This is a genomic window from Rheinheimera sp. ATLC3, assembly GCF_059429535.1.
In genome coordinates, this window is record NZ_CM182103.1 from 170804 (window position 1) to 195873 (window position 25070).

The window sequence follows — 25070 nt, forward strand, 5'->3', positions numbered from 1 at the left end:
CCAATATGGTTAATAGGACGCAAAAACAAAAACATAAGCGTTGGGTAGATAAAATAATAATCCAGGAACAGAGCTATGAAAAAACAAAGTAAATATCATCCGGTTGCGCGTGCGGTAAAGTTTAGTCTGGCGGCTTCACTGTCTTTAGGCATCAGTTCAGTCGCGGTGGCACAGGAAGAAAGTTCAGCCAGTGCGAAGAAAGAGCAAAGCGTTGAAAAAATAGCAGTTGTAGGTACTCGCTCTGCGCCACGGTCTATTAGTGATTCTCCTGTTCCTATTGACATTATCGGCGGAGATGAAATAAGTAAAAATGGCAGTAGTGACATGCTAAACATGATCTCAACATCAGTGCCATCTCTCAATGTTCACGCAAATCCAATCAGCGACGCAGCTACCTTAGTTCGTCCAATGAACTTAAGAGGCTTGTCTTCAGACAGCACCTTGATTCTAACAAATGGTAAACGCCGCCATAAAGCATCGGTCATTGCTTTTCTTGGCGGTGGTATAAACGATGGCGCCCAAGGTCCTGATGTCTCTGTGATACCGGGTATTGCTATTCGTCAGGTTGAAATTCTGCGTGATGGCGCTGCGGCACAGTATGGCTCTGATGCCATTGCTGGCGTCGTTAACTTTCAGTTAAAGAATTCAGATAGTGGCGGTTCGTTTGAAGTAAAACATGGTGAATACTATGCTGGAGACGGAACGGGAACTGAGTTTGCAGGCAATATTGGTTTGCCGTTAACAAAAGATGGCTTTGTTAATGCCAGTTTTCAATATAAAAATGCTGACCCTACAAGCCGCAGTGTGCAGGTTGCAGATGCTCAGGCTTTTGCTGATGCTGGTAACCCAGCCATTGCGCCACTCGCTCAAATCTGGGGTTCGCCTAAGATAAAAGACGACATAACATTTTTCGTCAACTCAGGTTTAGATTTGGGCGACGGCCGCGAAGCTTATATGTTTGGTAACTATTCCGAGCGTGATATTACCGGTGGTTTTTATTGGCGTAACCCATACAATCGAGGGGGTGTCTTTGCCGGTACATATAGAGATGTAAATGGCAATATCATAAAAAGGCCAAATCAAGATCTGGATCCGAACGGCGCTGAAGCCTGGGATAACGCACCAGCTACGCTTTTAGTTGGCAACTTAGAAGGGAGTCAAACAGATTGTCCGTTGATAACTCTCCAAGATGAAGCTGGCAACAATTTACCATTTGATACGGTAAATGCGGCTGTTAGTGCTTTACCATCTAACTGCTTTACGTTTTTCTCTATGTTCCCAGGTGGTTTTACACCAACTTTCGGCGGTAATGTTACCGACACAGCACTGGCCATTGGTACTAAAGGCGAATTTAAAGACGGCTGGTTGGCTGACATCTTGTATGACTTTACCGGTTCAGTAGGTCGCAATGAGTCAACCTACGCAATGACCAATACTATCAATGCGTCTCTGGGCCCTGATACACCAACCGAATTTACACCTGGTAAATACATTCAACTTGAAAAAATCTTTACGGCCGATTTTGTCAAATATGTCGGTGCCGGATTTTATGAAGATCTGACGGTTGCATTTGGCGCACAATGGACAGAAGAAACCTTTGAAGTGGTAGCTGGTGACGTGGCATCGTTTATTGACGGCCCGCTTACCAGTCAGGGTTTTGGTATAGGCTCAAACGGTTTTCCAGGCTTTAAACCTGAAGATGGTGGTGTAAACAGCCGGCGTAACTACGCAGTTTATACCGATTTGGAAGCAGAGATTACCGAGAGCTTTTTAGCCGGCTTAGCAGTGCGTTATGAAGACTATGATTCTTTTGGCGACACGATAAATTATAAACTTACAGGCCAGTGGCGCCTGAATGATGACTGGGCTATACGTGCATCTCACAGCACAGGGTTCAGGGCGCCAACGGTTGGCCAGGCAAATGTTAGTAATGTGCAAACCAGCCTGGCTGATGGCAAGTTGGTAGACTCAGCTTTGTTACCGCCTACGAACCCCATTGCCATAGAGCTTGGCGGTAAGGAATTGACGCCTGAAGAGTCTGTCAGCTTTGCAGCCGGTTTAGTGTATTCTGGCGGTGACTTCTTTATGACGTTGGATTACTACAATATTAATGTTGATGATCGGATCACACAGTCGAGTAAAATTACCTTAACTGAAGCTAACAAAGACGCCTTAAAAGCGGCAGGTGTGCGTAACGTTGACTCGTTCCAACAAGTCAGCTTTTTTACCAATGACTTTGACACAACGACACAAGGTATCGACTTTGTTGCCAGCTACTCAACCGATTTATTTGGTGGCCGTAGTAGCTTTAACTTTGCATACAACTGGACTGATACAAATGTAGATCGTGTAACAATGCCACCGGAAGGACAACCTGCTATAACCGGGGCTGATAAAGTATCACGTTTGGAAAATGATCTACCAAACCATCGCGCTACCCTGACCTGGAATCAAAGCTGGAACGATTGGTCAATGTTTGTGCGCAGCAACTATTATGGTGAATATCAGGGTGTTCACGTTGATTGGGTAGGCACACCTGATGAACCGGGTACCGAGAAAAATGCTGCGGCTAAGATAACCTTCGATTTAGAAGTTAGTTATTACATAAACGATAGCTTTATTATCGCGGCTGGTGCGCAGAATATTTTCGACACCAAACCAGAACGTTTAGACTTTGCTCAACAATCCGGCGTGCCAAATAATAATTGGGGTGGTAAGTACTATGAAACCTCACCTATGGGCATCAATGGTGGCTACTGGTACTTAAAAGGAACTTACAAGTTCTGATAGTTAATCAACCATAATGCACGAGAAAAAATCCGCCATTTTGGCGGATTTTTTATGCGTTGAAATCAGTCTTTGGTGACTGCCGCTAATAACGCCTGCAACGGGTGGCGGGGTTTATCGCCGACTAACCTTTTCACCTGACTACGGCAGGAAAAGCCGGTAACCAGAATTCTTTCTGTACCATATTTTTCAACCGGCGCACGCCAGCTCATATCAAACAATGCCTTAGAGTTTTCCAGATTCTGGGCTTCGTGGCCGTATGTGCCTGCCATGCCGCAGCAACCGACACTCACCGGCGTCAAACGCATACCCGCATTGCTAAATATCTGTTGCCAGGCTTTTTCTGTTGCTGGCAACGCCGTTTTCTCTGTGCAATGCGCCAGTAAAGCATAGTCACCGTCTGCTTTTACTGCCGGTAATGTTTGCTGCACCAGCCACTCGTGAAGCAGGTGGACATGAAAACTACCACGTTTATCGGCCAGTACTTTGCTGTATTCATCCCGGTACACCAGCACCAATGAAGCATCCAGTCCAAGCATAGGGATATCTAGCTGCTGAAGTTGATTTAAAAACTGTGCTGCCGTGGCTGCAGTGTGGGCAAACTGGCGTAAGAACCCTTTAACATGCTGCGGCTTACCATTTGGTTTAAAGGGTAATAGCACCGGCGTGTAGCCTAATTTTTCCAGCAAACTTAGTGCATCATGCACCACCTCAGCTTCGTAAAAGCTGGTGAAGGGGTCTTGCACCAGTAACACCGTTTTTAATCGCTGGGACTCACTGAGTTGCTGCAGCTGCGCTAAGTCAAACCGGTATTTATCGCCAATCTGCTTTGCCAGTGGCGGCACAGACAACAGTGGTGTATCAACATAACCAACCGTTTTCTTCAGTATTTTCGCCGTAATATCGCGTTTGAGAATAAAATTAACCAGCCGCGGCGCTTTTGCTAACAGCGGCGCCGTGCGTTCAATATTGCCAACAATATAATCTTTTGCCGGGCGCAGATAACGACTATGGTACAGCTGTAAGAAACGAGAGCGGAAGGCTGGTACGTCAACTTTAACCGGGCATTGACCGGCACAGGCTTTGCAGGCTAAGCAGCCTTCCATTGCAGCCATCACCTCATGCGAAAAGTCTTCCTCGCCCTGCTGTTTGCCGACAGTGTTTTTAATGCGGGCCCACAGTGTTTTTAAGGCTGACGGCGAATTTTGCAGTTGCTGCTCATACTGGATTACGTCAAAGCCACTGTTCTGTGTCAGTCGTAACCACTCCCGCATCAAACCTGCCCGGCCTTTAGGGCTATGCCGCCGATCTTTTGTAACCTTGCTCGATGGGCACATTGGCGAGTTTTCTTCATAGTTAAAACACAGGCCATTGCCATTACAGTTTAAGCTGCTGTCAAAACTGTCTTTTACTGCTACGGGTATTTGCCGGTCAAACCAGGCACGTTTTTGATCGTCCACTGACACCAGTTTATCGGCACTGTTATAAGGCGTACATATTTTGCCAGGGTTTACCCTGTTACGGGGGTCGAACGCCGCTTTGATTTTACGCAGCTCTGCAAACAGCTCTTCGCCGAAAAATGCCGGGCCATATTCACTGCGATAACCTTTACCATGTTCGCCCCACATCAGGCCGCCGTATTTCGCCGTAAGTGCAACAACCTGGTCGGAAATGGTTCTTAGTAGCCTTTCCTGTTCAGGGTCGCACAAATCCAGCGCTGGCCTGACATGCAAAACACCAGCATCAACATGGCCAAACATACCATACTGCAAACCGTGACTGTCCAGCAGTGCACGAAACTCAAGGATAAAGTCAGCCAGATTTTCCGGCGGTACCGCGGTATCTTCGGCAAAAGCCAAGGGTTTCTGCCGGCCTTGCGTATTACCAAGCAAACCAACTGCTTTTTTTCGCATGGCGTAAATATTATTAATCGCTACCGTATCGTAGGTAAGCTGATAACCAATAATACCATCTGTTTTATCTGCTATTGCGGTATCCAGTCTTGCAGTCAGGGCCGCAATTTTCTGCTCAATACTGGCTTGCTCTTCAGCATTATATTCAACCATATTGAGCCCGTGCATATCGATACCGGGCACATCGGTTATCAGATCTTTTACCTGATGCCAGATAATATCGCGACGGGCTAAGTTAAGTACTTTGCTATCAACTGTCTCTACAGAGGTTGCATCTGCGGCTACCAGAAATGGCGCATTGCGAAGGGCACTTTCAAAGCTGTCATATTTAACGTTGACGAGACATTTGTATCTGGCGATAGGCGTAATATTCAGCTTTGCTTCAACAACAAAACCAAGCGAGCCCTCTGAACCGGTAATTATGCGGGATAAATCAAACTCGGTCAGATCATCATTGAATACATGCTCCAGATCATAGCCCGTTAAAAAACGGTTTAAGCGTGGAAATTTATCCAGGATCTGAGGGCGAAAATTACGGCAGCTGTCCAATACCTGCCGGTAAATGCGACCTATACTGTTTGGCTGCTCAGCCCGGTGTTCGGCTTCAAACGTAGCCATTTTATGCGTCTTTAACACGTTACCGTCTATCAGCACCGTTTTTAACGCCAACACATGGTCGCTGGTTTTTCCGTATACCAGTGAGCCCTGACCTGATGCATCGGTGTTAATCATGCCGCCAATTGTCGCCCGGTTAGACGTCGACAAATCGGGGGAAAAGAAGAAGCCGTAGGGTTTTAAAAAAGCATTTAGCTGATCTTTAATCACACCGGCCTGAACCCGCACCCAACGCTGCTCGACATTAAGCTCAAGGATATTGCGCATATGGCGTGATAAATCTACCACAACATGTTCCGTCAGAGACTGACCATTGGTGCCGGTACCGCCGCCGCGAGGGCTAAATTTGATATGGGAAAAGCTGGAGGTCTGCGCCAGCGAAGTCAGGATCACCAGGTCATCTGTCGTTTTGGGCAAAACAACAGCTTGGGGCAAGGTTTGGTAGATGCTGTTATCTGTCGCTACTGCTAAACGGCTACCATAGCTGGTTTCAATATCACCGCTAAAACCGGCCGCAACAAGCGCTTTGTTAAATGCAACAATGCTGGCATCTAATGCCAACTCAGGATTAAGCTTTGGGATCATAACTGCAGACACTCGGCAATAAGTGCCTGCAGTATAACATTAACTTGATAACAGGGTCAGCTGGCTGCCGGACGGAATTTCTGCTGAATACCCCGCAAAAAATACCGAAGTACCTGATCCTGACATTCTCGATAATGCCTGTGGTCAGGCCGGCGGAAAAACGCACTCAGTTCAGATTTCCCCAGACGAAAATCTGCCGTATTCAGTAGGCTGATAATATCGTCATCTTTTAAATCAAACGCTATTTTAAGCTTTCGCAGCATAATATTGTGATTCAGCCTGGTTTCTGGCACCGGTATTTCACCGTCACGCGCGCCACGACGTTGGATGATAAGACCATTTAAAAATCTGGCCATCAATTCATCGCTTACGGCGCTGAAACCTTCGTCTTCATCTTTCTTAAGCCAGGACACAACCTGCTCTTTTGTCACGTCTGCCCCACCCAGAGCAAAAATATCGATCATGCCATAGTCGTGAACATTCAGGCTGTAGCGCAGGCTACGCAGTACATCGTTTGGAGTCAAAGTTAGGCCCTGTAACAGATAGTTGGGAAATGGCAGCTATGATAACACAGCCAGCCAGAAATCTTCAGGCAAGCAGCTTTGTCAAGGTAAATGCCCAAGCTTGCTGGCTTTTGTAGCCAGGTAACGATGGCTATGTGCCGTCGTTTTCACCCTGTGCTGCACCCTTTCCAGCACATTTACACCGGCATCAGTCAGCGCTTTCAGTTTACGTGGGTTGTTCGTTAACAGCCGGATCTGTTTAATACCCAGTTGCTCAAACATCTGCGCAGCAATATCATACTCGCGCATATCCGGTAAAAACCCCAAAATCTCATTCGCCTCTACGGTATCAAGGCCTTTATCCTGCTCGGCATAAGCTCTGATTTTGTTGATCAAACCTATACCACGGCCTTCCTGCCTTAAGTACAGAATACAACCCCGCCCTAAGTCTGCAATTTTTCGCATCGCCGCTTCTAACTGCGGGCCGCAATCGCAACGCAGACTAAATAGTGCATCTCCGGTTAAACATTCAGAATGCACCCTCGCCAGCACTGGTTCATCACTGCTGACATCGCCGAGCGTCAGTGCTACGTGCTCTTTGCCATTTGGCGCTTCAAAGCCATGCAAACGAAACTCTGCAAAAGGCGTTGGAAGTAATGTTGACGTTACAAGTTTTAATTTCATCATGACATCTCAGCTAGTGGCTGCAACACAACAGCGCAGGCTTTATTGGGCCACTGCTACAATAATTCAAGCCAGACAAATAGCGTTAGTATAGCCTTTGCCCAGTAAGCGGTCGCGTATTGTGATAATATCACATTTGCAACGTACTCACTATCTTTGTCTCGTTCATACCTGAGCACTCTTAGGCGCTTCTGCCGGCTGGCTGGACACCTTTGCTTCCTGCAGGGCGTGAGCCGAAATTAAACTGACCAGTTCAACATCCCCCGGAATGGCGGCACCGGTATTGGCAGTAATAACATGCAGTTTCTTATCTTTGATATACAACAGCGGCAGAGCCCCATCGCCGTAACGACGCTGAAAATGGTCAAACGTGAAGTTTTCGGTAATGTTAGTCGTTTTAATCACAGCACCTCTGGCGACCAGGCTTGATAACTTAGCATAGGAAACCTGCTCGCCAAATAAACTAAGCTGCTTTACATAGGTTTCCGACATTTGATGACGGGCGCTGCCCGGTTCTGAGTTATTCAAACCGAACACTTTATTGACGCCATATACGTCCTGAAAGTGAAAATTGACCAACGGGTTTAACTGACGGTACGGCGAAATAACAAACACCCGGCCGATGCCGGTCAGATCAAGGTAAGTTTCAGCGTGTTCTGATGCCGGGTTACCAAAATAGACCGGTATGTTATCCATTCTGGCAAGTCGTATATTGTCCCAGTTGGTATCGGCCAACACCACACGGATCTGTTTGCCTTGCAATACTTTGGCAAGATCACGGGAAAAACGCGATGCACCAAAAATCAGCACGCCCTGGTTCGACCCCGCCGACACCCCTAACCACTTTGCCCAGCTACCTGCAGTAAGGCTTTGTACTACCACCGTCCCTATTATCACCAGAAACACCAGTGGCACGATATGTTCAGCACCGGCGTAGCCAAGGTTTTCCAGTTTAATCGCAAACAATGACGACACGGCCGCTGCCACTATCCCCCGCGGTGCGACCCAACTTAAAAACCATTTATCGGCACTTTTTAATGACGAGCCCAAAGCCGATACCCAAACACTGAGCGGTCTGGCAACGAACATCACCACCAGCAATAACCCCAGGCCGCCAAAGCCAAGATCCAGCACTGCAGCAGAGTCCAGCCGGGCCGCCAACAAAATAAACAGCGCTGAAATCAGCAGCACGGTTAAGGTTTCTTTAAATTCCAGAATATCGGCGATATCAACGCCGCGCATATTGGCAAGCCAAATCCCCATTACGGTAACCGTTAATAAACCTGATTCTTCCTGCAACAAATTGGAGCCGACAAACACACCCAGCACAATCGTTAATACAGCAGTATTTTGCAGGTAATGCGGCAGCAAATTTTTTCTAAGTACAATACCCACCAGATAACCCGATAATGCACCAAGGCCAAAGCCTATAGACAGCATCAGGCCCAAAGCAGTCAGGACGTGATTACCCGATTCTGACGAAAACGCTATATACTCAAATACCAATACCGCGATAAGCGCGCCCAACGGGTCAATCACAATACCTTCCCAGCGTAAAATACTGGCCAGTTTCGATGTTGGCCTGACACTACGCAGCATCGGCACAATAACTGTTGGCCCAGTCACCACCACCAAGGCGCCAAACAACATGGCGATTTCCCAGCTAAACCCTACTAGAACGTATGATGCCAATGTGACACAAGCCCAGGTTATCGCCGCCCCCACGGTAACCAGGCTCGTTACCATGCGACCGTGACTTTTAATTTCTTTAAAGTTCAGTGTCAGTGAACCTTCAAACAGAATCACCGCCACACCAAGAGAGATAATCGGAAACAACAAGTCACCGAACAGTTCATCCGGGTCCAGAACGCCAAGAGCCGGCCCGAGCAGTAAGCCAGCCACCAACAATGGTAAAATAGCCGGCAATCTGAGCTTCCAGCCCAGCCACTGACAAAATAACGATACGATACCTAAAAGTGCCAGCGTGGCAGAAATTTTTTCCATGAGAACCCTGTAAGACGTTCAGCCCGTATAAACATGGCTTAAAAACATAGTTTTAGCATGAATCATGCTACACAGCGAAAAGAATAATCCCAGTATTATGCCATGTTATTACCGTACGATGATCAGCAACAGGCATGCAATTTAAGATAACTCAGGTACAATACGCGCCTCTTTATAGTTACCCGAGTCTGTTATGCTTAGTTTTTTTGAGCGTATTATCAAGCCCTTCCCTGCCGCTGAACCAACACAACCCCCTAAAGGCATCTGGGCATTCTGTCGCCACTATACCAAAGGTATGGAAGCTTCTCTGATTCTGATGTCTATCAGCACTGCTTTACTGGCGATGATGGAAGTGTCGTTATTCAGCTTTATGGGCCAGCTGGTTGACTGGCTGGTAAAAAACGACCCGCAAAGCCTGTTTACCTCAGAGCGCAGCACACTGATTAAAATGGCTTTAGTTACGGTTATATTGCTACCTGCGCTGAGTTTTTTCCATGCGGCCATTGTTCATCAGACGTTACTCGGTAATTATCCGATGTCTATCCGTTGGCTGGCGCACCGTTATTTGCTTCGCCAGAGCATTAGCTTTTACCAGAACGATTTTGCCGGTCGAATTGCCACTAAAGTGATGCAAACATCTCTTGCGGTGCGCGAAACAGTAATGAAACTCCTCGATGTCATGGTCTATGTGCTGGTGTATTTTGGCTCCATGCTATTTTTTATTGCCGAAGCTGATTTACGCCTGGTGCTGCCGATGCTTGTATGGCTGGCCATTTACATTGCCATGCAATTTTATTTTGTGCCCCGGTTAAAAGCGGCATCAACCCGTCAGGCTGATGCGCGTTCAGAAATGACTGGCCGTATCGTCGACAGCTATACCAATATCACTACCATTAAGCTGTTCTCTCACACTAATCGCGAAGAAGCTTACGCAAAAGACAGCATGGAAGTGTTTTTAAAGCCGGTATACCGCCAGATGCGCTTAGCAACCGGTTTAAGTGTGTCGGTACAGACACTTAACTACTTACTGGTGTTTAGCATTGCCGCACTATCGATCTATCTTTGGTCAGCGAACGCTATCAGCGTCGGTGCTATCGCTATTGCTGTCAGCCTGGCGCTACGCTTAAACGGCATGGCCCAATGGATCATGTGGGAAGTCAGCAGTTTATTTGAAAATATTGGCACCGTGGCCGATGGTATTACCACCCTGTCACAGCCCGCACAGGTTAATAATATTCCCGATGCTAAAGCACTTACTGTCAGCCAGGGCGCGATCCGCTTTGAGCAGGTCGGCTTTAACTACGGTAAAGCAGCAGATAACGGCAAGGCCGCCGTGCTGCAGCAGCTTAATCTGGATATAAAGCCTGGTGAAAAAGTTGGACTAGTAGGCCGTTCAGGTGCCGGTAAATCAACATTAGTCAACTTGCTGCTACGTTTCTACGATGTGGAAAGTGGCAGAATACTGATTGATGGCCAGGATATCAGTCAGGTAGACCAGGAGAGCCTGCGTCAGCATATTGCTATGGTGACACAGGATACGTCTTTGCTGCACCGCTCTGTCCGTGACAACATCGTGTATGGTAAACCCGATGCCTCTGAAGCTGAGTTGCTGCTTGCGGCAGAGCAAGCTGAGGCTAGTGATTTTATTGCTGAACTGACAGATCCTAAGGGCAATACTGGTTTTGATGCTCAGGTTGGCGAGCGTGGAGTCAAGCTATCCGGTGGACAACGCCAGCGCATTGCTATAGCACGGGTGCTGCTGAAGAATGCTCCTATTCTGATCCTTGATGAGGCAACTTCGGCTCTGGACTCTGAAGTTGAAGCCGCAATTCAAAACAGCCTTAACAGCCTGATGGCAGGTAAAACCGTTATTGCCATTGCGCACCGCCTGTCAACAATTGCACAGATGGACCGGCTTATCGTACTTGATCAGGGTGCGATTGTAGAACAAGGCAGCCACAGTGAGCTAATTGCGTCGGGCGGTATTTATGCTCAGCTGTGGGCACATCAAACCGGTGGCTTTATTGGCGTAGATTAGTATCAGAACACGTCCCGTTGTAATTTCTTAGCTTTACGCGCTGCACGGTAATCGGCAAACTGAGGAGCCAGAGCCGTCAGCGCAGAGCCTGATACTACCAGCGCGGCACCAATCCACGACCAGATATTAAGCGCTTGTGCACTGATAAAATCAGGTACCTGCCATGCAAGTAACTGCGCAAATAAAATAGTAAACAAAGGCGTCACCGCCAGTACTGCGCTGACTTTGGACGCTTCCCAATGATGCAAGGCTTCAGCAAAAGCGCCATAAGCCACGACAGTATTCAGACAGCAGAAAACCAGTAAACCCCAATGTAAAGCAGTCATTGTTTGCAGAGGTGAAAAGTCCGATACCGGTATGAAAGCAAAAGTACCTGCGACATATAGCAGATACATTATTTGTTTTGAGCTGTAGTGCATAAGCAGCTGTTTCTGGGCCAGAGCATAAGCCGCCCACGTTACAGCTGCAGCAATAACCAACAGTACGCCCAGCGTTTCGCTGCCAGCATATTGCAGCAGCTGCACTAATCGTTCATTAAAAAACAGCAGCAAGCCGGCAACCAAGCTAAAAGCCCCTACTTTTTGCCAAAGCAGCAACTGCTCTTTGAACAACACCACACCACCTAACATCATCAGAAATGGCGCTAACTGTATAACGACCTGACCAGTCTCTGCGCTTAAATAGTTAAGCCCACTTAGGTACATGATGTAGTTAGACAGCAAACCAAGCACGGCGATGATCATCAGACCGCCAGCCTTTTTGCTGATCAGCAAACGCAGTGTTGGCAGTTTTCCGCTTAGCCAAAGCCACAATCCGACCATCACAGCCGCAGCTAAAAAACGCACTGCAGTGATCGTATTTGCAGTCAATACATCCAGCAGTACTTTAAGAGCAATAGGAAGCATGCCCCACAGGATTGCAGTCGTTAATGCCAGTGATAAACCAATCATGCTTTTACCGGTGATCTGATGCATGGAATTTCCAATCAATAAAACGGTGAGCTGCCAGGGAAGTGCTATTTTACCTATTCGCCGGGTGTTGTCTTTAACTAACACCGCTTTCGCGACAGAGTCACCACAGATTGCGCTATATCAAAAGACATCAATTAGGAAACCGCTATAGTTAAAGCGTTTACGTATAAGGACCAGCCATGATTAAACGCATCGGTATACTCACATCAGGTGGAGACGCACCCGGCATGAACGCCGCCATCAGAGCCATAGTGTTAACTGCAGCAGCGAACAATATTGATGTTATTGGCTTTCATCATGGTTTCAATGGACTACTGGACAATGAACATCAAACCCTTTTGCCACAGCATGTGCAGCATATCATTCAGTACGGCGGTACTATTTTAAAAAGTGCTCGCTGCAAAGCACTGTACACGACTGAGGGTGCAGTAAAAGCAGCTAAAGCACTAGAAGCGTTGCAGCTTGATGCTCTCATTATCATTGGCGGAGACGGCAGTTTTCGTGGCGCTTTGAGTATTGCCGAGCATTATCACGGGCAAATTATCGGCATTCCCGGCACTATCGACAACGATGTTGACGGCACAGACTACACCATTGGTTTCGCAACCGCCATTGATACCGCCTTAGACGCCATAGATAAGATACGCGATACCGCTGATGCATTTGAGCGTATTTTCCTGATTGAACTGATGGGCAGGCACTCAGGCTATATTACGTTGTCTGCAGGCATTGCAGCGGGTGCAGAACAAATTATCTGCCCGGAGTTTGCCGCCATTAAGCCCGATAATCTGAAAGATCTGATTATTCCGATACAGCATGCGCAATTACTAAGGGGCAAAAGCAGTTACATTATCGTTGTGGCAGAAAACAGTTACCCTGCCGGTACCACGGCGTTAGCCGAAGCGTTAAGTGAGGCCCTGGGCATTGAATGTCGCGCTTGTATACTTGGACATATTCAGCGAGGCGGTCGGCCTGTCGGAGCAGATCGAATACTGGCGACGAAACTTGGTGCTTACGCTGTTGAGCAACTTGTTGCCGGCGCCCATCTTATGATGGCAGCGGAAGTTAACCAGCAACTAAGCTTGTATCCGCTGGCCAAAACAGGAGAGAAGAAAAAACAGATAGATCCCTATCTGGTTCGCTGGCAACAATACATTGCCAGCGACTAATATGCGATTACTGGTTGAACACCTGTTTAACGCGATCTTTATAACTGCGGCTGACTTTTACCGCCTGTCCATTCGTCAGCATTAACTGATGTTCGCCATTGGCAAGCATCTGGAGTTTGGCAATGGTTTGCACATTGACGATGGCAGAGCGATGCACGCGCACAAATTGTCTTGGGTCAAGCTCCTGCTCCAACTCTTTCATTGTGCGCCGTAAAATATGTGTCTGGCCATCACGGGTATGGATACACATATAGTCACCAGCTGCATCGACCCATTCTATCGCCGTTACCGGCACCCGGGTGATCTCGCCACTGTCTTTAATGCTGATCGCGTCAGGAAACCGGTCGTTAACAACCGGTTCGGCATTGTCCAGCCGCTGCAGAATATTGCCGGTATCTTCTCCGGTCAATTTGGCAACAGCTTCAGCTAACTGGCCTTTGTGCTTCTGTGTATCCTGTGCCTGATAAATCTTCAGTACTTTCTCTACAGCCTGCCGCAGTCTGATAGGCTCAACCGGCTTTAATACGTAGTCCAGCGCGTTTACTTCAAAAGCGCTGAATGCATAGTGATCGTAAGCCGTTACAAATACAACATATGGCAGTGCTATATGCTTTTCCTGTAGCTGTTTTAACACGGTAAAGCCGTCCATGCCCGGCATTTCAACATCCAGAAAAACCAAATCGGGCTCTAATTCGCTGATACTGTCTATAGCCTGCTGACCATTACTGCACTCTGCGATAACGTCCAGCTCAGGAAACTCCCGTAAACGCACCAACATTCCCTTACGGGCTAAAGGTTCATCATCAACTACTATTACCTTAAGCATGTTCCTGTTCCGTTTTTTCTAGTTCTAGTGGGATTCTAATGTTTACTTTCAGCCCTTGAGGCTGGTTATGTGTTAAAACCAAAGCAAAATTATTGTCGTACAATGCCGATAGACGCTCTTTGGTATTAACCAGGCCTACCCCGCTATCACTGCTTTTAGGCAGACCGTTTGTAATCGTCATGCCCGGGCCATTATCAGCGACTTCAAGCAGTAAATCATGGCCAAATTTTTTCGCTGTGATAGCAATTTCCCCGCCGTTAATCTGGCTGGCAACCGCAAATTTAATGGCATTCTCTATCAGCGGTTGTAGGATCAGACTCGGCACAAGGGCTTTTTCCGTACCGCTTTCCAGATCAAAAGCAACGGACAAACGCTCGGAAAAACGCACTTTCTCTATCTCAAGGTAGAGCCTGGCTGCATAAACTTCCTGCTCGAGCGCTACTTTATTAATAGGGTCTTTGTACAACGAATAGCGCAAAAAGTCACTAAGCCTGGTCACCATTTTATTAGCGGTGTCAGTTTCATTGATTAAAACCAGCGTTGAGATAGCATTTAACGTATTAAACAAAAAATGTGGATTTAACTGATAGCGCAACATTTTAAGCTGTGCTTCATGCGCTTTGTTCGTTGCAGTTAACGATTTCTGTTTTTCCTGCTGCAATGTCTGGTAATACTTAATACCAAAATACAAACCACTCCAGCTCAGTATGACATAAAACGCTACCGGCGTATCACGGATATACTTCAGCCAGTCATCGGGCCTTGCCCCATGCCGATAAATTTCCCAATAGTTGAAGTTACGCACCGCCGTCCAAATCGCCGCAACCAGAAATGCCAGCAATAGCACAGTCAGTATCATCCGCCATGGCGTCCAGTGCCAAACTCTCTGATAAGCGTACCGCAGCGGTATGGTGATGAGCCAGCCGATGTAGGAATCCAGCATGACAACTATCAGATAGGCATCTCGGGTTTCCTGTACTAAAGAACCAAGATAGTTAACGATAGCGAAGCCCAACCAGCCCAGTGTGTGCAGGATCCAAAACTGACGTGTACGATCTTCAAATAATTTATACAAAATGACAATCCGCAGAGCACCGGAGTAATGGTCCGATTATAACCAAACTGCCATAAAAACCATCGTTAACTGAGCTTATTTGCCTAAGCATTAATCGCATAACGTCAACCAAAACGGATTGAACAGTTCCAATACCTTAACCCAATACCGGTGTTGGTTTACGGTCAGGCCCTAGTGCCACGAAAGTAAAACTGCCTGATATCGCTTTATGCTGATCATCATTAAACATATTCTCAACAAAAATATCGACGACAACCCGGATACTGGTGCGCCCAACATGTTCTATCTTTGCAACCAGTTCAATAATACTACCTGCCGGTATAGACTCTTTAAAATCGACTCTGTCGGAGCTGACCGTCACTAAAGGCTTGCGGCAAAAACGGGTCGCAGCGATAAAAGCAGCTTCATCCATCCAGGCCAGTGCTTCACCGCCAAATAAGGTATTGTGGTGATTCGTTCTGCCCGGGAATACCGTTTTAGTCACTCTGGTTACTGCATGTTCCCTGCGCTTGGCGATCTGGCTTTCATCATTCATTACTGTTTATTCCTATAAGGCTCACGCCGCGGATTCTATAAGAGCTGACTGCAAATGCAACACTCCGCTGAAAATAACTTATCCCCCTTTACCGGCAAAGCATCGGGCCCAAAGACCGGCCGCCGACCAAATGCAGGTGGATATGATAAACCTCCTGCCCACCGTGTGCGTTACAATTCATAATCAGCCGATAGCCTTTATCTGCTATACCGTGTTCTGCCGCTAGCTTACGGGCAACCGTAAACAGCCTGCCAAGTGCAGCCTCATGTTGAGGCTCTACATCATTTACCGTCGGAATAAGCTGGTTAGGTACCAGTAAAATATGGACAGGCGCTCTGGGTCTGATATCACGAAAGGCTGTTACCAGTTCATCCTGAAACAGAATATCGGCCTTAGCCTCCCGGCGGATAATTTGACTGAACACCGTTTCAACGGCCATATCGTTTTCCTTCAGATGATTTAACGGCATAATGGCCAGCTTAATACGCGTCAGAGAGTATTGCTATGAATTCTGTCAGATATCAGCTGGATATTACCGACATTGCCGCCCACCTTATTTCGGTGACGTTAAGTTTTGAGCCTACAGACGAGACACATCTGCTTACGTTACCGGCCTGGATACCTGGCAGCTATATGATAAGGGACTTTGCACGCAACATAGTCTCAATTAAGGCTTCAGACAGTTCTGGCTTATTGAACTTAGTACAGCAGGATAAACAAAGCTGGCTACTTTGCTGCCAAAACAAACGCGTAACGGTAGTTTATCAGCTTTACGCCTATGACCTGTCAGTCAGAGCAGCCTATATTGACGACGAGGTTGCCATACTGAATCCTGCCTGTTTGTGTCTTGCGGTGAGCGCTCAGCATGAGTTGCCCCACCAGCTGCACGTGAACAAGCCACAGGCTGAAGCTGCGATAGATTGGCGGCTTGCTACGGGCCTGCATCGCAATAGTGAAACAGAATTTCTCGGTTTTGGCTGTTATACCGCACAAGACTATCAGCAACTGATAGATGGCCCGTTATTATTAGGCCGTTTTGACTGGCGCGGCTTTACTATCGCCGACGTTACGCATTATCTGGTTGTCACTGGCGATAACCAGACCGATCTGACTCGTTTTGCTGAAGATTTACAGCGGATCTGTCAGCAGCAGCTGGCAGTATTCGGCGCTTTGCCAGACGATTTGAGCAGTTACTGGTTTCTGCTTTGGGTAACAGAAGACGGTTATGGCGGTCTGGAGCACCTGAATTCCACGTTACTGTTATGCAGCCGTTCTGATTTACCTGTTCCACATCTGCCAACCATTAGCGAAAGCTACCAAAATCTGCTGGCGCTTTGCAGTCACGAGTATTTCCATACCTGGTGGGTAAAACGCTTAAAACCAGTCGCTTTTCAGCAATATGCACTGTCTAATGAGCAATATACCCGGCAACTTTGGCTCTATGAGGGGTTTACGTCGTACTTTGATGACCTGGCTTTAGTAAAATCTGGCCTGATTGACGACAAAACCTACGTCAAAACGCTGGAAAAGGTTATCTCCAGGGTTATACGTAACCCAAGTGATAATGTTCAAAGCCTTACAGATAGTAGCTTTAACGCCTGGACAAAGTTTTACAAGCAAGACGAAAACGCCGTCAATGCTATTGCCAGTTACTATGCTAAAGGCGCATTACTGGCGCTCTGTCTTGACGCGGCTTTACGACAAAAAGATAGTACGCTGCAGCACGTCGTGTCCGGCTTGTGGCAGCGCTATTTAGCCAGTGGTACGCCTGATAATGCACTGATGCAGCTACTAACGGAATTTGGCTTTTCAGATCTTGCCGCCATTTGCCAGAGATGGCTTGACGATGCTACCCCCTTACCGCTGGCCGAGCATTTGCCTGCGCTGGGTCTTGAGCTGACGTTAAGACCAATGCAGCACGCCGACGACCTGGGTGGAGAAACAGACAACACCAACCAGCTGTTTATTGGGGCTCTGACTAAACAGCAACAGGGTTTATTGCAATTAAGCCATGTTTATCACAACGATGCAGCACATCAGGCTGGCTTAATGGTCGGTGATATACTGCTGGCACTGGACGGCCGCAGGATAACCAGTGCCAACTTTACACAGCTGCTACAGCGGTACACCAGTAACAGTACGGTGAAAATTGATTTTTTCCGCAAAGACCGTTTGCTGCAATGTAGTCTGACACTGCAGCGTTCAAAACGTGAAGTGGCAGTGTTGCGTATCAGCGATCCATCCTTATGCAGCAACTGGCTGGCTACTCAGCCATAACCAGCCCCGGCAGCAATGCCGGGTCAAGCCGCTCCTGATGCCAGTTAATACGCCAGTCCAGATGGGCACCGGTTACCCTGCCGCTGGCGCCAACCTCAGCAATACGTTGTCCTTGCTGCACTGAATCGCCAACCGCAACATTTAACTTACTAAGGTGCATAAAGGTAGAGCTGATACCAAAGCCGTGATCAATAATAAGTGTGAGGCCTGAGTAATACAGATCTTCCGCCAGCAGCACGGTACCGCTTAATGGCGCGATTACCGGCGCTCCGACAGGCGCAGCGATATCCAAGCCGTAATGTGGATTACGCGGCTCACCGTTGAATACCCGTTGGCTACCATAGACTCCGGATACCCGTCCCACGGCCGGCATCTTTGGCGTATCGAAAATAAATGGTAAATCAGACTGTGTTTCTCTTGCCTTGCGCACTCTGGCATTATCCTGCCTGATACGCTCTGTTACCGCATCAGGCGGAGTAACATACTTTTGTGCCACGCCATTAACATGCTGAATGTCATACTGACGCTTTTTGAAATGTAATGTTTTAACCTGTTGCTCAGCCCCAGCCTGCAACGTCAGTTTGTGCTCTTCCGGTGCATCACGGCCCACGCCAAATACAAACTGACCGTCTGAGCTGACAGGAAGTGGTTGGCCGTTAAAATATACATCGGTACCAGGAGCCGTCTGCCCCCGTATCAGGCTGCCCTGGCTAAAAGAGCCCTGCAACTGCACATCCGGCTGTGCAAGCAATGGATTACTGATACTAGCTAAAAGCGACAGCGCCTTTACCCACGCCTTCATAAGCAACAACCTTATACTGTTTGGTATTATCGAGCTGCTTCAGCTCAGCAGCGATATATTCAGCCAGACATTCAACTGTTGTGTCACAGCTGATGATTTCACAATGCTGCTTAGGCATAGTAAGCTCAAACCAGCCCTGTGCGGCCTGATAACGAAAGTTGTACCCATCATTATCAGCTGTCAGATGCTGCAGCTGCTGTGGCTGACATAAATCTTCCGCCGTACCCAAATAAATGTCTTGCCAGCGCTCACACCAGTATTTGTTCAACCTGGGCGATAGCATATTGTCAGTATATATCTGGATGGTAGAACGGTGGCCATGCGCGATACGCTGGCAATTGCCATCGTGTTTTTTCAGACCATGGCTGTAATGATAATAAAAACCAGAGCTTTGCTCAGCTCTTAGCGACAAAACCAGCTTCTCAACATTTGCCGGCAGTAAGGGCTTAATGCACTGCTGTAGATAGTCGCTAACACTGTGCTCATCTATTTTTGCCGCAGGAATTGCTACCACAGCCTGCTCTGGTGCGGCCATCTGGATAACACCGCGCTGACTTTCGAAACGCAACACATGGGTCGAAGCTGAGATGCCGGATTGCAAGGCTGCAGACTGTGCAGGTAGCGCTAACTTATGATCAACCAGTTGGTCTATCGCCTTCTTGATGACCTTTTTAACGTTGCTAAAATCCAGCACCATAGAGACATCATCGAGATCTCCGTGTAACTCAACGTCAACGATATAACTTTCACCGAGCATGCCACGCTTTTCGCACAGGTAAGAAAAATCGATAACGGTTAAATCCCGAACAAACAAAATCATCAGCTGAACTCTTTTACCAAAACTGCCCGCATTATACCGTTGATTGGCGCATCACAACAGTAAACCGCACCGGGATTCACCGTTTATGCTCGGTCAGCCAACTGTTTAAAATACCTACCTGACCACATTTATGTGCGGCATACATCAGACGAATAGCGTTACTCAGTAAGGTGCTGTCGTTCCAGTCTGTTTTCTGCTGGATTTCTTCATAGCAGCTAAGCGCTTCAGGCGTCAGATACCCTCTTAATTCCTTTTTGCCAGATTGCTTTTGTTTGTCTCGATAACGCTGCTGTTTCTCTGCATTTGTCAGGGCTTTTCCAGTTGAATTCGTCATGCTGTCACTCTTTAGCAATAACCTTGTCATACCCTTCAGCCTGAAACAGGCCAGAAAGTAATTTAATGCTTCTCACAAATCGGACTTGTTTAGCGTACAAGTGTTCGCTAAAGTGGCCCGGCATTTTCACTGGATTAAACATACATGACTAAGAATAGCTTTACAAAAGAAGATTTGATTGCCTGCGGCGAAGGTAAACTGTTCGGCGAAGGAAATAGCCAGTTACCTTCTGATAATATGTTAATGATGGATCGCGTTATTCATATTTCTGAAGAAGGCGGTTTGTATGGTAAAGGGCAAATTATTGCTGAGCTGGATATTACACCGGATTTATGGTTTTTTGCCTGCCACTTCAAAGGCGATCCTGTAATGCCTGGCTGTCTTGGTTTAGATGCCATGTGGCAGCTGGTTGGTTTTTTCTTAGGTTGGTCAGGTGGTCCTGGTAAAGGCCGGGCTTTGGGCGTCGGTGAAGTCAAATTTACCGGACAGATCCTACCTACCGCTAAGAAAGTCACTTACACCATCAATATGAAAAGAGTGATTAAGCGCAAACTGTTTATGGGTATTGCAGATGGAGTGGTCAGTGTGGATGGACGTGATATTTATGCAGCAACTGATTTGAAAGTTGGCCTGTTTCAGGATACGTCCAGTTTCTAAATTCATAATACTGTTCGACAGAATGACAAAAGCCCCGTTGATTTATCATGCCGGGGCTTTTTTCATTCCTATTCAAAATAACGTTGATTACTGGCCTTTATTAAATAAACCTACACTGCGATCTTCAATCGCTTCGCGCCATCCTCCAAGCCATTGCGAGCGCGTATCTAAACTTTGATATGGGCAGATTTCTTTTGACCGTCCGGTTACACCGGCACGATAACCTTGAGCATGAGCACGTTCCAGACGATCACGTTTTTGTCTTTTCATACGGCAGTCTTCCTCAACTTTATGTGATAAAAATAACCGCAATATCGTTCGCGGTTACCTTTTTATTGATAGCTGACAGACAATAAAGGTTCAATCTAAAACGGATAGATTATTCGCTTGACAAAGCCTAACGAACTGAAGTTGTTTAAGATTTGATGACAAATTTATTTATATCTAATTACACTATAAAACTGGCTTCTTATAGCCCGCTCATGCAATAAGCTGATATGTAAAAATAAAGCTGCAGAAGCAGCTTTATTTTCATCTTTACGGACTATGCTGAACGTCTTCTACGCCACCAAAGTAACGCGGCGCCAATCATCAAAGCGCCGATGCCGGTACTACCGCCATTACGTTCATACTCTTGATCATTAGCTGCGCAGTCGTCAGGTTCTCCGTTAGCAACAGGTTGCAGCTTTACAGTCGTTGTCACTTCTTCCATAACAGGATTGCCTTGCGTATCAACTACAACATCACCCATAACATCCCTTGCTTCTCTGCTGACTATAGCAGTGGCAAGAACAACACCGTTATTGTTAATGTCATTAGCTTCAACCACGGTGTACGGTGAATCACAGGCTATCAGCGTATTCAGATCTCTGAAACTATCGCTTTCGATATCGTAGATAAAGCCGTGCCGACGGCGTGTGGTGGTGCCGGCAATAATAACTTCTGCACTACCAACGACCTGATTACTGTCGTTAATGGCATGCGGAACTGTGGTAGAACTTGAGAAAAACCCGGTAACAAAAGTCACTTTATCTGCCGGATAATCGTAATAAAACAGCTTACTACGATTAGCACTGTTAATCGTTTTAATAGCATAACCTACAGCAATATCATTATTGTTAATAGCCACAGCTCTGCTATTTTGCCACTCGTTTGCATCGACCATTGGCAGCGCTTCATTCTCAACAAACAAGGTTGCATGTTCGGCCCGATAGACCTGATCAGACGTGTAAGCAATTCTGTCGGAATCGCTATATAAAGACATACCCACGGCTATACCGCTATTGTTTACATCCTTAGCTTCACTGTAATAGTTGATGGGGCGAATATCCTCGCGAGTGTGTGCAGCCTGGCTATTTTTATCACCTAAAAAACCTAAAACGGTTGGTGAGGAAATTGTCGCCCCATTTAACTGCCATAATAACCCGCGCTGAGTATAACCAAAACCGCTTAGTTGTTGATTAGGGGTGCCAGGCGTCGTACCACTACTGGTATGATAGCCGTAATAACAAATGTTAATTGGTTCATCGGCCCCATCACAAACTTCTTCCAGCGTTTCGATAGCTTCATCAACTAAGCCGGTGCTACCAAAACCAGCAATAATGCCGTTGGCGCTGATATTATTTGCTGCGCTTACGCCACCACCGTGCTCTGTATATGGCGGAGGCAGCGGAATAACACTACCTGCAACAACCGCTGCAGCGCTTTGATAGGGTAAATCAGGCACCCAACGTTCTACTGTTTCAGGGTCTGGCGTATCTTCTGTTGCTTCAGGTGTAAAACTCTGGCGGGTAAAAGGGCTGGTCGCAGTACCCACGACGACTCCCGATGTATTTATACCGTAAAAATACTCGCTATTGCCGCGAGTTAATGAGCTATCAACCATGACCAGGTTTTCTGGCTCAGCATTACCTGCACGTAAATAACCAATTGAGTTGCCTATAGGCTGGTTGGTTGGGTTAATACGCAGCAGAATATTCTGGATATCCGCGTCTATATTACCGTTTGAAATGTCCGCCAGTTGCTCATCGGTGAAAAATGCCTGCACATCCTCATCTTCAAAGTCGATTTCCTCCAGCCGGATCGGAAAATTGTAGTACTCAAATACCGTTAACTGTGTACCTGTACCAACCGGTGTTTCTGTCACCTTAATCGCGCCGTTAAAAACAACATCGCCGGCATCATTTATTGCCGACGCATAGGTCGATTTCAACTCAGCTACTTCGCCAACTTCCACGACGTTGTAAACAGCCGCTTGCACAGAACACAGACTTAACAGCGGCAGTATCGCCAGGCTGATGCGAGATAACTTCATTCGGGGCCCCTAAATTTTACTTCTTATGCGTCTAATTCTTCCCAGCGCGCGTACGCTTGCGCCAGCTTCGACTCGGTCTGTTGTAATTGGTTCAACGTAGCCTGGGTATATTCGGCATTTTGTTTGAAAAACTCTGCATTATTCACAGTTGTCTGCAAAGCTTCAAGCTCTGTTTCCAACTGCTCAATAAGCGCAGGCAATTGCTCCAGTTCGCGTTGATCTTTGTATGATAACTTTTTGCTGCTATTGACAACAGTTGCAGCGGCTGTTTGTTCTGTAACAGTTTGTTCGCTCTTTGTCACCTTTTGTGCAGGCGCAGCAATGGCTTGCTGTCTTAGCTGATACGCAATCACATCGTCATAACCACCTGCAATTTCCACTATGCGCCCTGCTCCGGCGAACAATAGTGAACTGGTCACAGTATTATTAACAAATTCCCGGTCATGGCTGACCAGCAAAACTGTGCCCTGATATTGCTGCAAAATATCCTCCAGCAACTCCAGTGTTTCAACGTCCAAATCATTGGTTGGTTCGTCGAGGATCAGTAAGTTACTGGGTCTGGCAAACAACTTTGCCAGTAATAAACGGTTTTTTTCACCGCCTGACAACGCCTTAACCGGGGTACGGGCACGTGCCGGTGGAAATAAAAAATCTTGCAGATAGCTAAGAACATGCCGTGATTTGCCGTTCTGGGTAATTTCCTGCTTCCCTTCAGCGACGTTGTCTTGCACTGTGGCCTCTAAATCAAGTGCGATCCTATGCTGGTCAAAGTATGCCACTTCCAGATTAGTACCGCGCTTGATATCACCACTCTGTGGCTTGTAATCGCCGAGTAACAGCTTAATCAACGTTGATTTACCAACACCGTTAGGGCCTACCAGCGCAACTCTGTCACCACGCATCACCAATAAATCCAGCTTATCGATAATGGTTTTGCCATCAAAACTGCAGCTGACAGCCTTCGTTTCAAATACCAGCTTACCGGAACGGTCGGACTGTTCGATATTAAAATCAACTTTACCTAAGGTCTCAACACGTTCGGCACGCTCACGTCTTAGCGCCTTTAGTGCCCTGACTCTACCCTCATTACGGGTACGCCGGGCTTTAATTCCCTGCCGGATCCAGACTTCTTCTTCTGCCAGCTTCTTATCAAACAGTGCATTATGCTGCTGCTCGTCTTCAAGCATTTTTTGTTTACGGTCAAGATATTCCTGATAGTTACCGGGGTGCGATGTTAGCTGACCGCGATCTAAATCGATAATGCGGCTGGCGAGTGCACGGATAAACGCCCTGTCGTGCGAGATAAAAATAATGGCGCCAGAAAAATTCAGTAAAAACTGCTCCAGCCACTGAATAGCCGCAACGTCCAGGTGGTTAGTCGGTTCATCCAGCAACAAAATGTCGGGTTTAGCTATCAAGGCCCTTGCCAGCGCCGCTTTACGCAGCCAACCGCCTGACAATGTCGCTAAACTGGCGTCTGGGTTCATCTCAAATTGTTGGCACAAATCGCTGACACGGGCTTCTAACCCCCAACCGTCGCGGGTATCCATTTCGGCTTGCAGTTGTTCAAACAACCGATAGTCAGCATCACTGGCACCGTCCAACTTCTCCGACAAAGTATAAAATTGCTGCAACTTGTCAGCTAAATCACCGGCGCCTTCACGAATAAAATCCGCAATTTTCACGTCCATTTTAGCCGGTGGATCTTGCTCTAAACGACTGATTACCACACCGGTATTGACGACAATTTGGCCATCATCCAGATTTTGCTGACCGGTCAGCAATTTTAAAAACGAAGACTTGCCGGCGCCATTTCGGCCGACCAGGCACACTCTCTCGCCACTAAATAAACTGAAATCAACATGATCTAAAATAGGATGAGTGCCGAACGCCAGACAAGCCTGTTGAAAACGTAATAATTCCACTACCTAATATCCTTTAACCAGGTTGTAAGCTGAGCCGCATCAAACGGCCAGCATAATTCTTTGTCTCTAAAGCACAGCACCGGAATAGACACCCGGTAACGGGAAAATGCCTGTTCATCATCAACGATATCCACCACTTTATATACGGGTGCTGCCGACAACTGTTTTAACAGCTGCTCAGCCTCTTCGCATAAATGACAGCCCCAGGTACTGTATAAAATCAGCTCCGGCTGCAT

Annotated in this window: 21 protein-coding genes; 5 read left to right on the forward strand and 16 right to left on the reverse strand. The window is 47.1% G+C overall.

What is annotated here, in order from left to right:
• Positions 1 to 75: 75 nt before the first annotated feature.
• Complete coding sequence (locus AC5SV9_RS00880) at positions 76 to 2787, forward strand: TonB-dependent receptor plug domain-containing protein (protein ID WP_475150224.1); 2712 nt, start codon at positions 76 to 78, stop codon at positions 2785 to 2787.
• Positions 2788 to 2852: 65 nt separating this feature from the next.
• Here AC5SV9_RS00880 and ydiJ read toward each other — a convergent pair whose 3' ends face one another.
• The 4 genes from ydiJ to AC5SV9_RS00900 form a co-directional block, all read right to left on the reverse strand.
• A complete protein-coding gene (gene ydiJ / locus AC5SV9_RS00885; protein WP_495473527.1) occupies positions 2853 to 5900 on the reverse strand; it encodes a D-2-hydroxyglutarate dehydrogenase YdiJ in 3048 nt (1015 codons plus the stop codon).
• A gap of 56 nt (positions 5901 to 5956) precedes the next feature.
• A complete protein-coding gene (locus AC5SV9_RS00890; RefSeq protein WP_475150219.1) occupies positions 5957 to 6424 on the reverse strand; it encodes a YehS family protein in 468 nt (155 codons plus the stop codon).
• A gap of 81 nt (positions 6425 to 6505) precedes the next feature.
• Entirely contained in the window at positions 6506 to 7090 is a 585-nt protein-coding gene (gene ribA / locus AC5SV9_RS00895) for a GTP cyclohydrolase II (protein WP_475150216.1), read from the reverse strand.
• Between the two features lie 162 nt (positions 7091 to 7252).
• The gene (locus AC5SV9_RS00900; RefSeq protein ID WP_475150213.1) at positions 7253 to 9091 is read right to left on the reverse strand and encodes a cation:proton antiporter; all 1839 of its coding nucleotides are present in this window, start codon (positions 9089 to 9091) and stop codon (positions 7253 to 7255) included.
• A gap of 193 nt (positions 9092 to 9284) precedes the next feature.
• Between AC5SV9_RS00900 and AC5SV9_RS00905 the strand changes: the two genes are divergently transcribed.
• The gene (locus tag AC5SV9_RS00905; RefSeq protein ID WP_475150210.1) at positions 9285 to 11129 is read left to right on the forward strand and encodes an ABC transporter ATP-binding protein; all 1845 of its coding nucleotides are present in this window, start codon (positions 9285 to 9287) and stop codon (positions 11127 to 11129) included.
• A gap of 2 nt (positions 11130 to 11131) precedes the next feature.
• On the opposite strand, the gene AC5SV9_RS00910 is transcribed toward AC5SV9_RS00905, so the two are convergent.
• Positions 11132 to 12103, reverse strand: a complete 972-nt coding sequence (locus AC5SV9_RS00910) for a DMT family transporter (protein ID WP_475150208.1) — start codon at positions 12101 to 12103, stop codon at positions 11132 to 11134.
• A 176-nt stretch (positions 12104 to 12279) separates the two neighbouring features.
• Between AC5SV9_RS00910 and AC5SV9_RS00915 the strand changes: the two genes are divergently transcribed.
• Positions 12280 to 13269 carry a 6-phosphofructokinase gene (locus AC5SV9_RS00915; RefSeq protein WP_475150206.1) on the forward strand — a complete coding sequence of 330 codons (990 nt, stop codon included), beginning with the start codon at positions 12280 to 12282 and terminating at the stop codon, positions 13267 to 13269.
• A gap of 7 nt (positions 13270 to 13276) precedes the next feature.
• On the opposite strand, the gene AC5SV9_RS00920 is transcribed toward AC5SV9_RS00915, so the two are convergent.
• The 4 genes from AC5SV9_RS00920 to AC5SV9_RS00935 form a co-directional block, all read right to left on the reverse strand.
• The gene (locus AC5SV9_RS00920) at positions 13277 to 14095 is read right to left on the reverse strand and encodes a LytR/AlgR family response regulator transcription factor (RefSeq protein WP_475150203.1); all 819 of its coding nucleotides are present in this window, start codon (positions 14093 to 14095) and stop codon (positions 13277 to 13279) included.
• On the reverse strand, positions 14088 to 15170 hold the full coding sequence (locus AC5SV9_RS00925; protein WP_475150202.1) for a sensor histidine kinase: 1083 nt from the start codon (positions 15168 to 15170) through the stop codon (positions 14088 to 14090). Before AC5SV9_RS00925 ends, AC5SV9_RS00920 begins: the two co-directional genes overlap by 8 nt.
• Before the next feature lie 136 nt (positions 15171 to 15306).
• Entirely contained in the window at positions 15307 to 15705 is a 399-nt protein-coding gene (locus AC5SV9_RS00930; protein WP_475150200.1) for an acyl-CoA thioesterase, read from the reverse strand.
• Between the two features lie 88 nt (positions 15706 to 15793).
• Positions 15794 to 16144: an HIT domain-containing protein gene (locus AC5SV9_RS00935; protein ID WP_134054689.1), complete on the reverse strand. Its 351-nt coding sequence runs from the start codon at positions 16142 to 16144 to the stop codon at positions 15794 to 15796.
• 65 nt (positions 16145 to 16209) lie between these two features.
• Between AC5SV9_RS00935 and AC5SV9_RS00940 the strand changes: the two genes are divergently transcribed.
• Entirely contained in the window at positions 16210 to 17982 is a 1773-nt protein-coding gene (locus tag AC5SV9_RS00940) for a M61 family metallopeptidase (protein ID WP_475150197.1), read from the forward strand.
• On the opposite strand, the gene AC5SV9_RS00945 is transcribed toward AC5SV9_RS00940, so the two are convergent.
• The 3 genes from AC5SV9_RS00945 to AC5SV9_RS00955 all read right to left on the reverse strand — a co-directional run bounded on the left by AC5SV9_RS00945 (position 17969) and on the right by AC5SV9_RS00955 (position 19938).
• Positions 17969 to 18784, reverse strand: a complete 816-nt coding sequence (locus AC5SV9_RS00945) for a M23 family metallopeptidase (protein ID WP_475150195.1) — start codon at positions 18782 to 18784, stop codon at positions 17969 to 17971. The two genes, AC5SV9_RS00940 and AC5SV9_RS00945, sit on opposite strands and share 14 nt — an antisense overlap.
• On the reverse strand, positions 18747 to 19604 hold the full coding sequence (locus AC5SV9_RS00950; protein ID WP_475150193.1) for a 6-carboxytetrahydropterin synthase: 858 nt from the start codon (positions 19602 to 19604) through the stop codon (positions 18747 to 18749). The genes AC5SV9_RS00945 and AC5SV9_RS00950 overlap by 38 nt, the downstream gene beginning before the upstream one ends.
• Before the next feature lie 76 nt (positions 19605 to 19680).
• Positions 19681 to 19938 carry a hypothetical protein gene (locus AC5SV9_RS00955; RefSeq protein WP_134054681.1) on the reverse strand — a complete coding sequence of 86 codons (258 nt, stop codon included), beginning with the start codon at positions 19936 to 19938 and terminating at the stop codon, positions 19681 to 19683.
• A 144-nt stretch (positions 19939 to 20082) separates the two neighbouring features.
• On the opposite strand from AC5SV9_RS00955, the gene fabA reads away from it, so the two are divergent.
• Positions 20083 to 20595 (forward strand): bifunctional 3-hydroxydecanoyl-ACP dehydratase/trans-2-decenoyl-ACP isomerase, encoded by a 513-nt coding sequence (fabA, locus tag AC5SV9_RS00960; RefSeq protein ID WP_134054679.1) that lies wholly within the window; start codon positions 20083 to 20085, stop codon positions 20593 to 20595.
• Positions 20596 to 20682: 87 nt separating this feature from the next.
• On the opposite strand, the gene rmf is transcribed toward fabA, so the two are convergent.
• The 4 genes from rmf to AC5SV9_RS00980 all read right to left on the reverse strand — a co-directional run bounded on the left by rmf (position 20683) and on the right by AC5SV9_RS00980 (position 25070).
• Positions 20683 to 20865: a ribosome modulation factor gene (gene rmf / locus AC5SV9_RS00965; protein WP_008221477.1), complete on the reverse strand. Its 183-nt coding sequence runs from the start codon at positions 20863 to 20865 to the stop codon at positions 20683 to 20685.
• Between the two features lie 274 nt (positions 20866 to 21139).
• On the reverse strand, positions 21140 to 22909 hold the full coding sequence (locus tag AC5SV9_RS00970) for a DUF3466 family protein (RefSeq protein ID WP_475150190.1): 1770 nt from the start codon (positions 22907 to 22909) through the stop codon (positions 21140 to 21142).
• 23 nt (positions 22910 to 22932) lie between these two features.
• Complete coding sequence (gene uup / locus AC5SV9_RS00975; RefSeq protein WP_475150189.1) at positions 22933 to 24834, reverse strand: ATP-binding cassette ATPase Uup; 1902 nt, start codon at positions 24832 to 24834, stop codon at positions 22933 to 22935.
• A complete protein-coding gene (locus AC5SV9_RS00980; protein ID WP_475150188.1) occupies positions 24834 to 25070 on the reverse strand; it encodes a glutaredoxin family protein in 237 nt (78 codons plus the stop codon). Before AC5SV9_RS00980 ends, uup begins: the two co-directional genes overlap by 1 nt.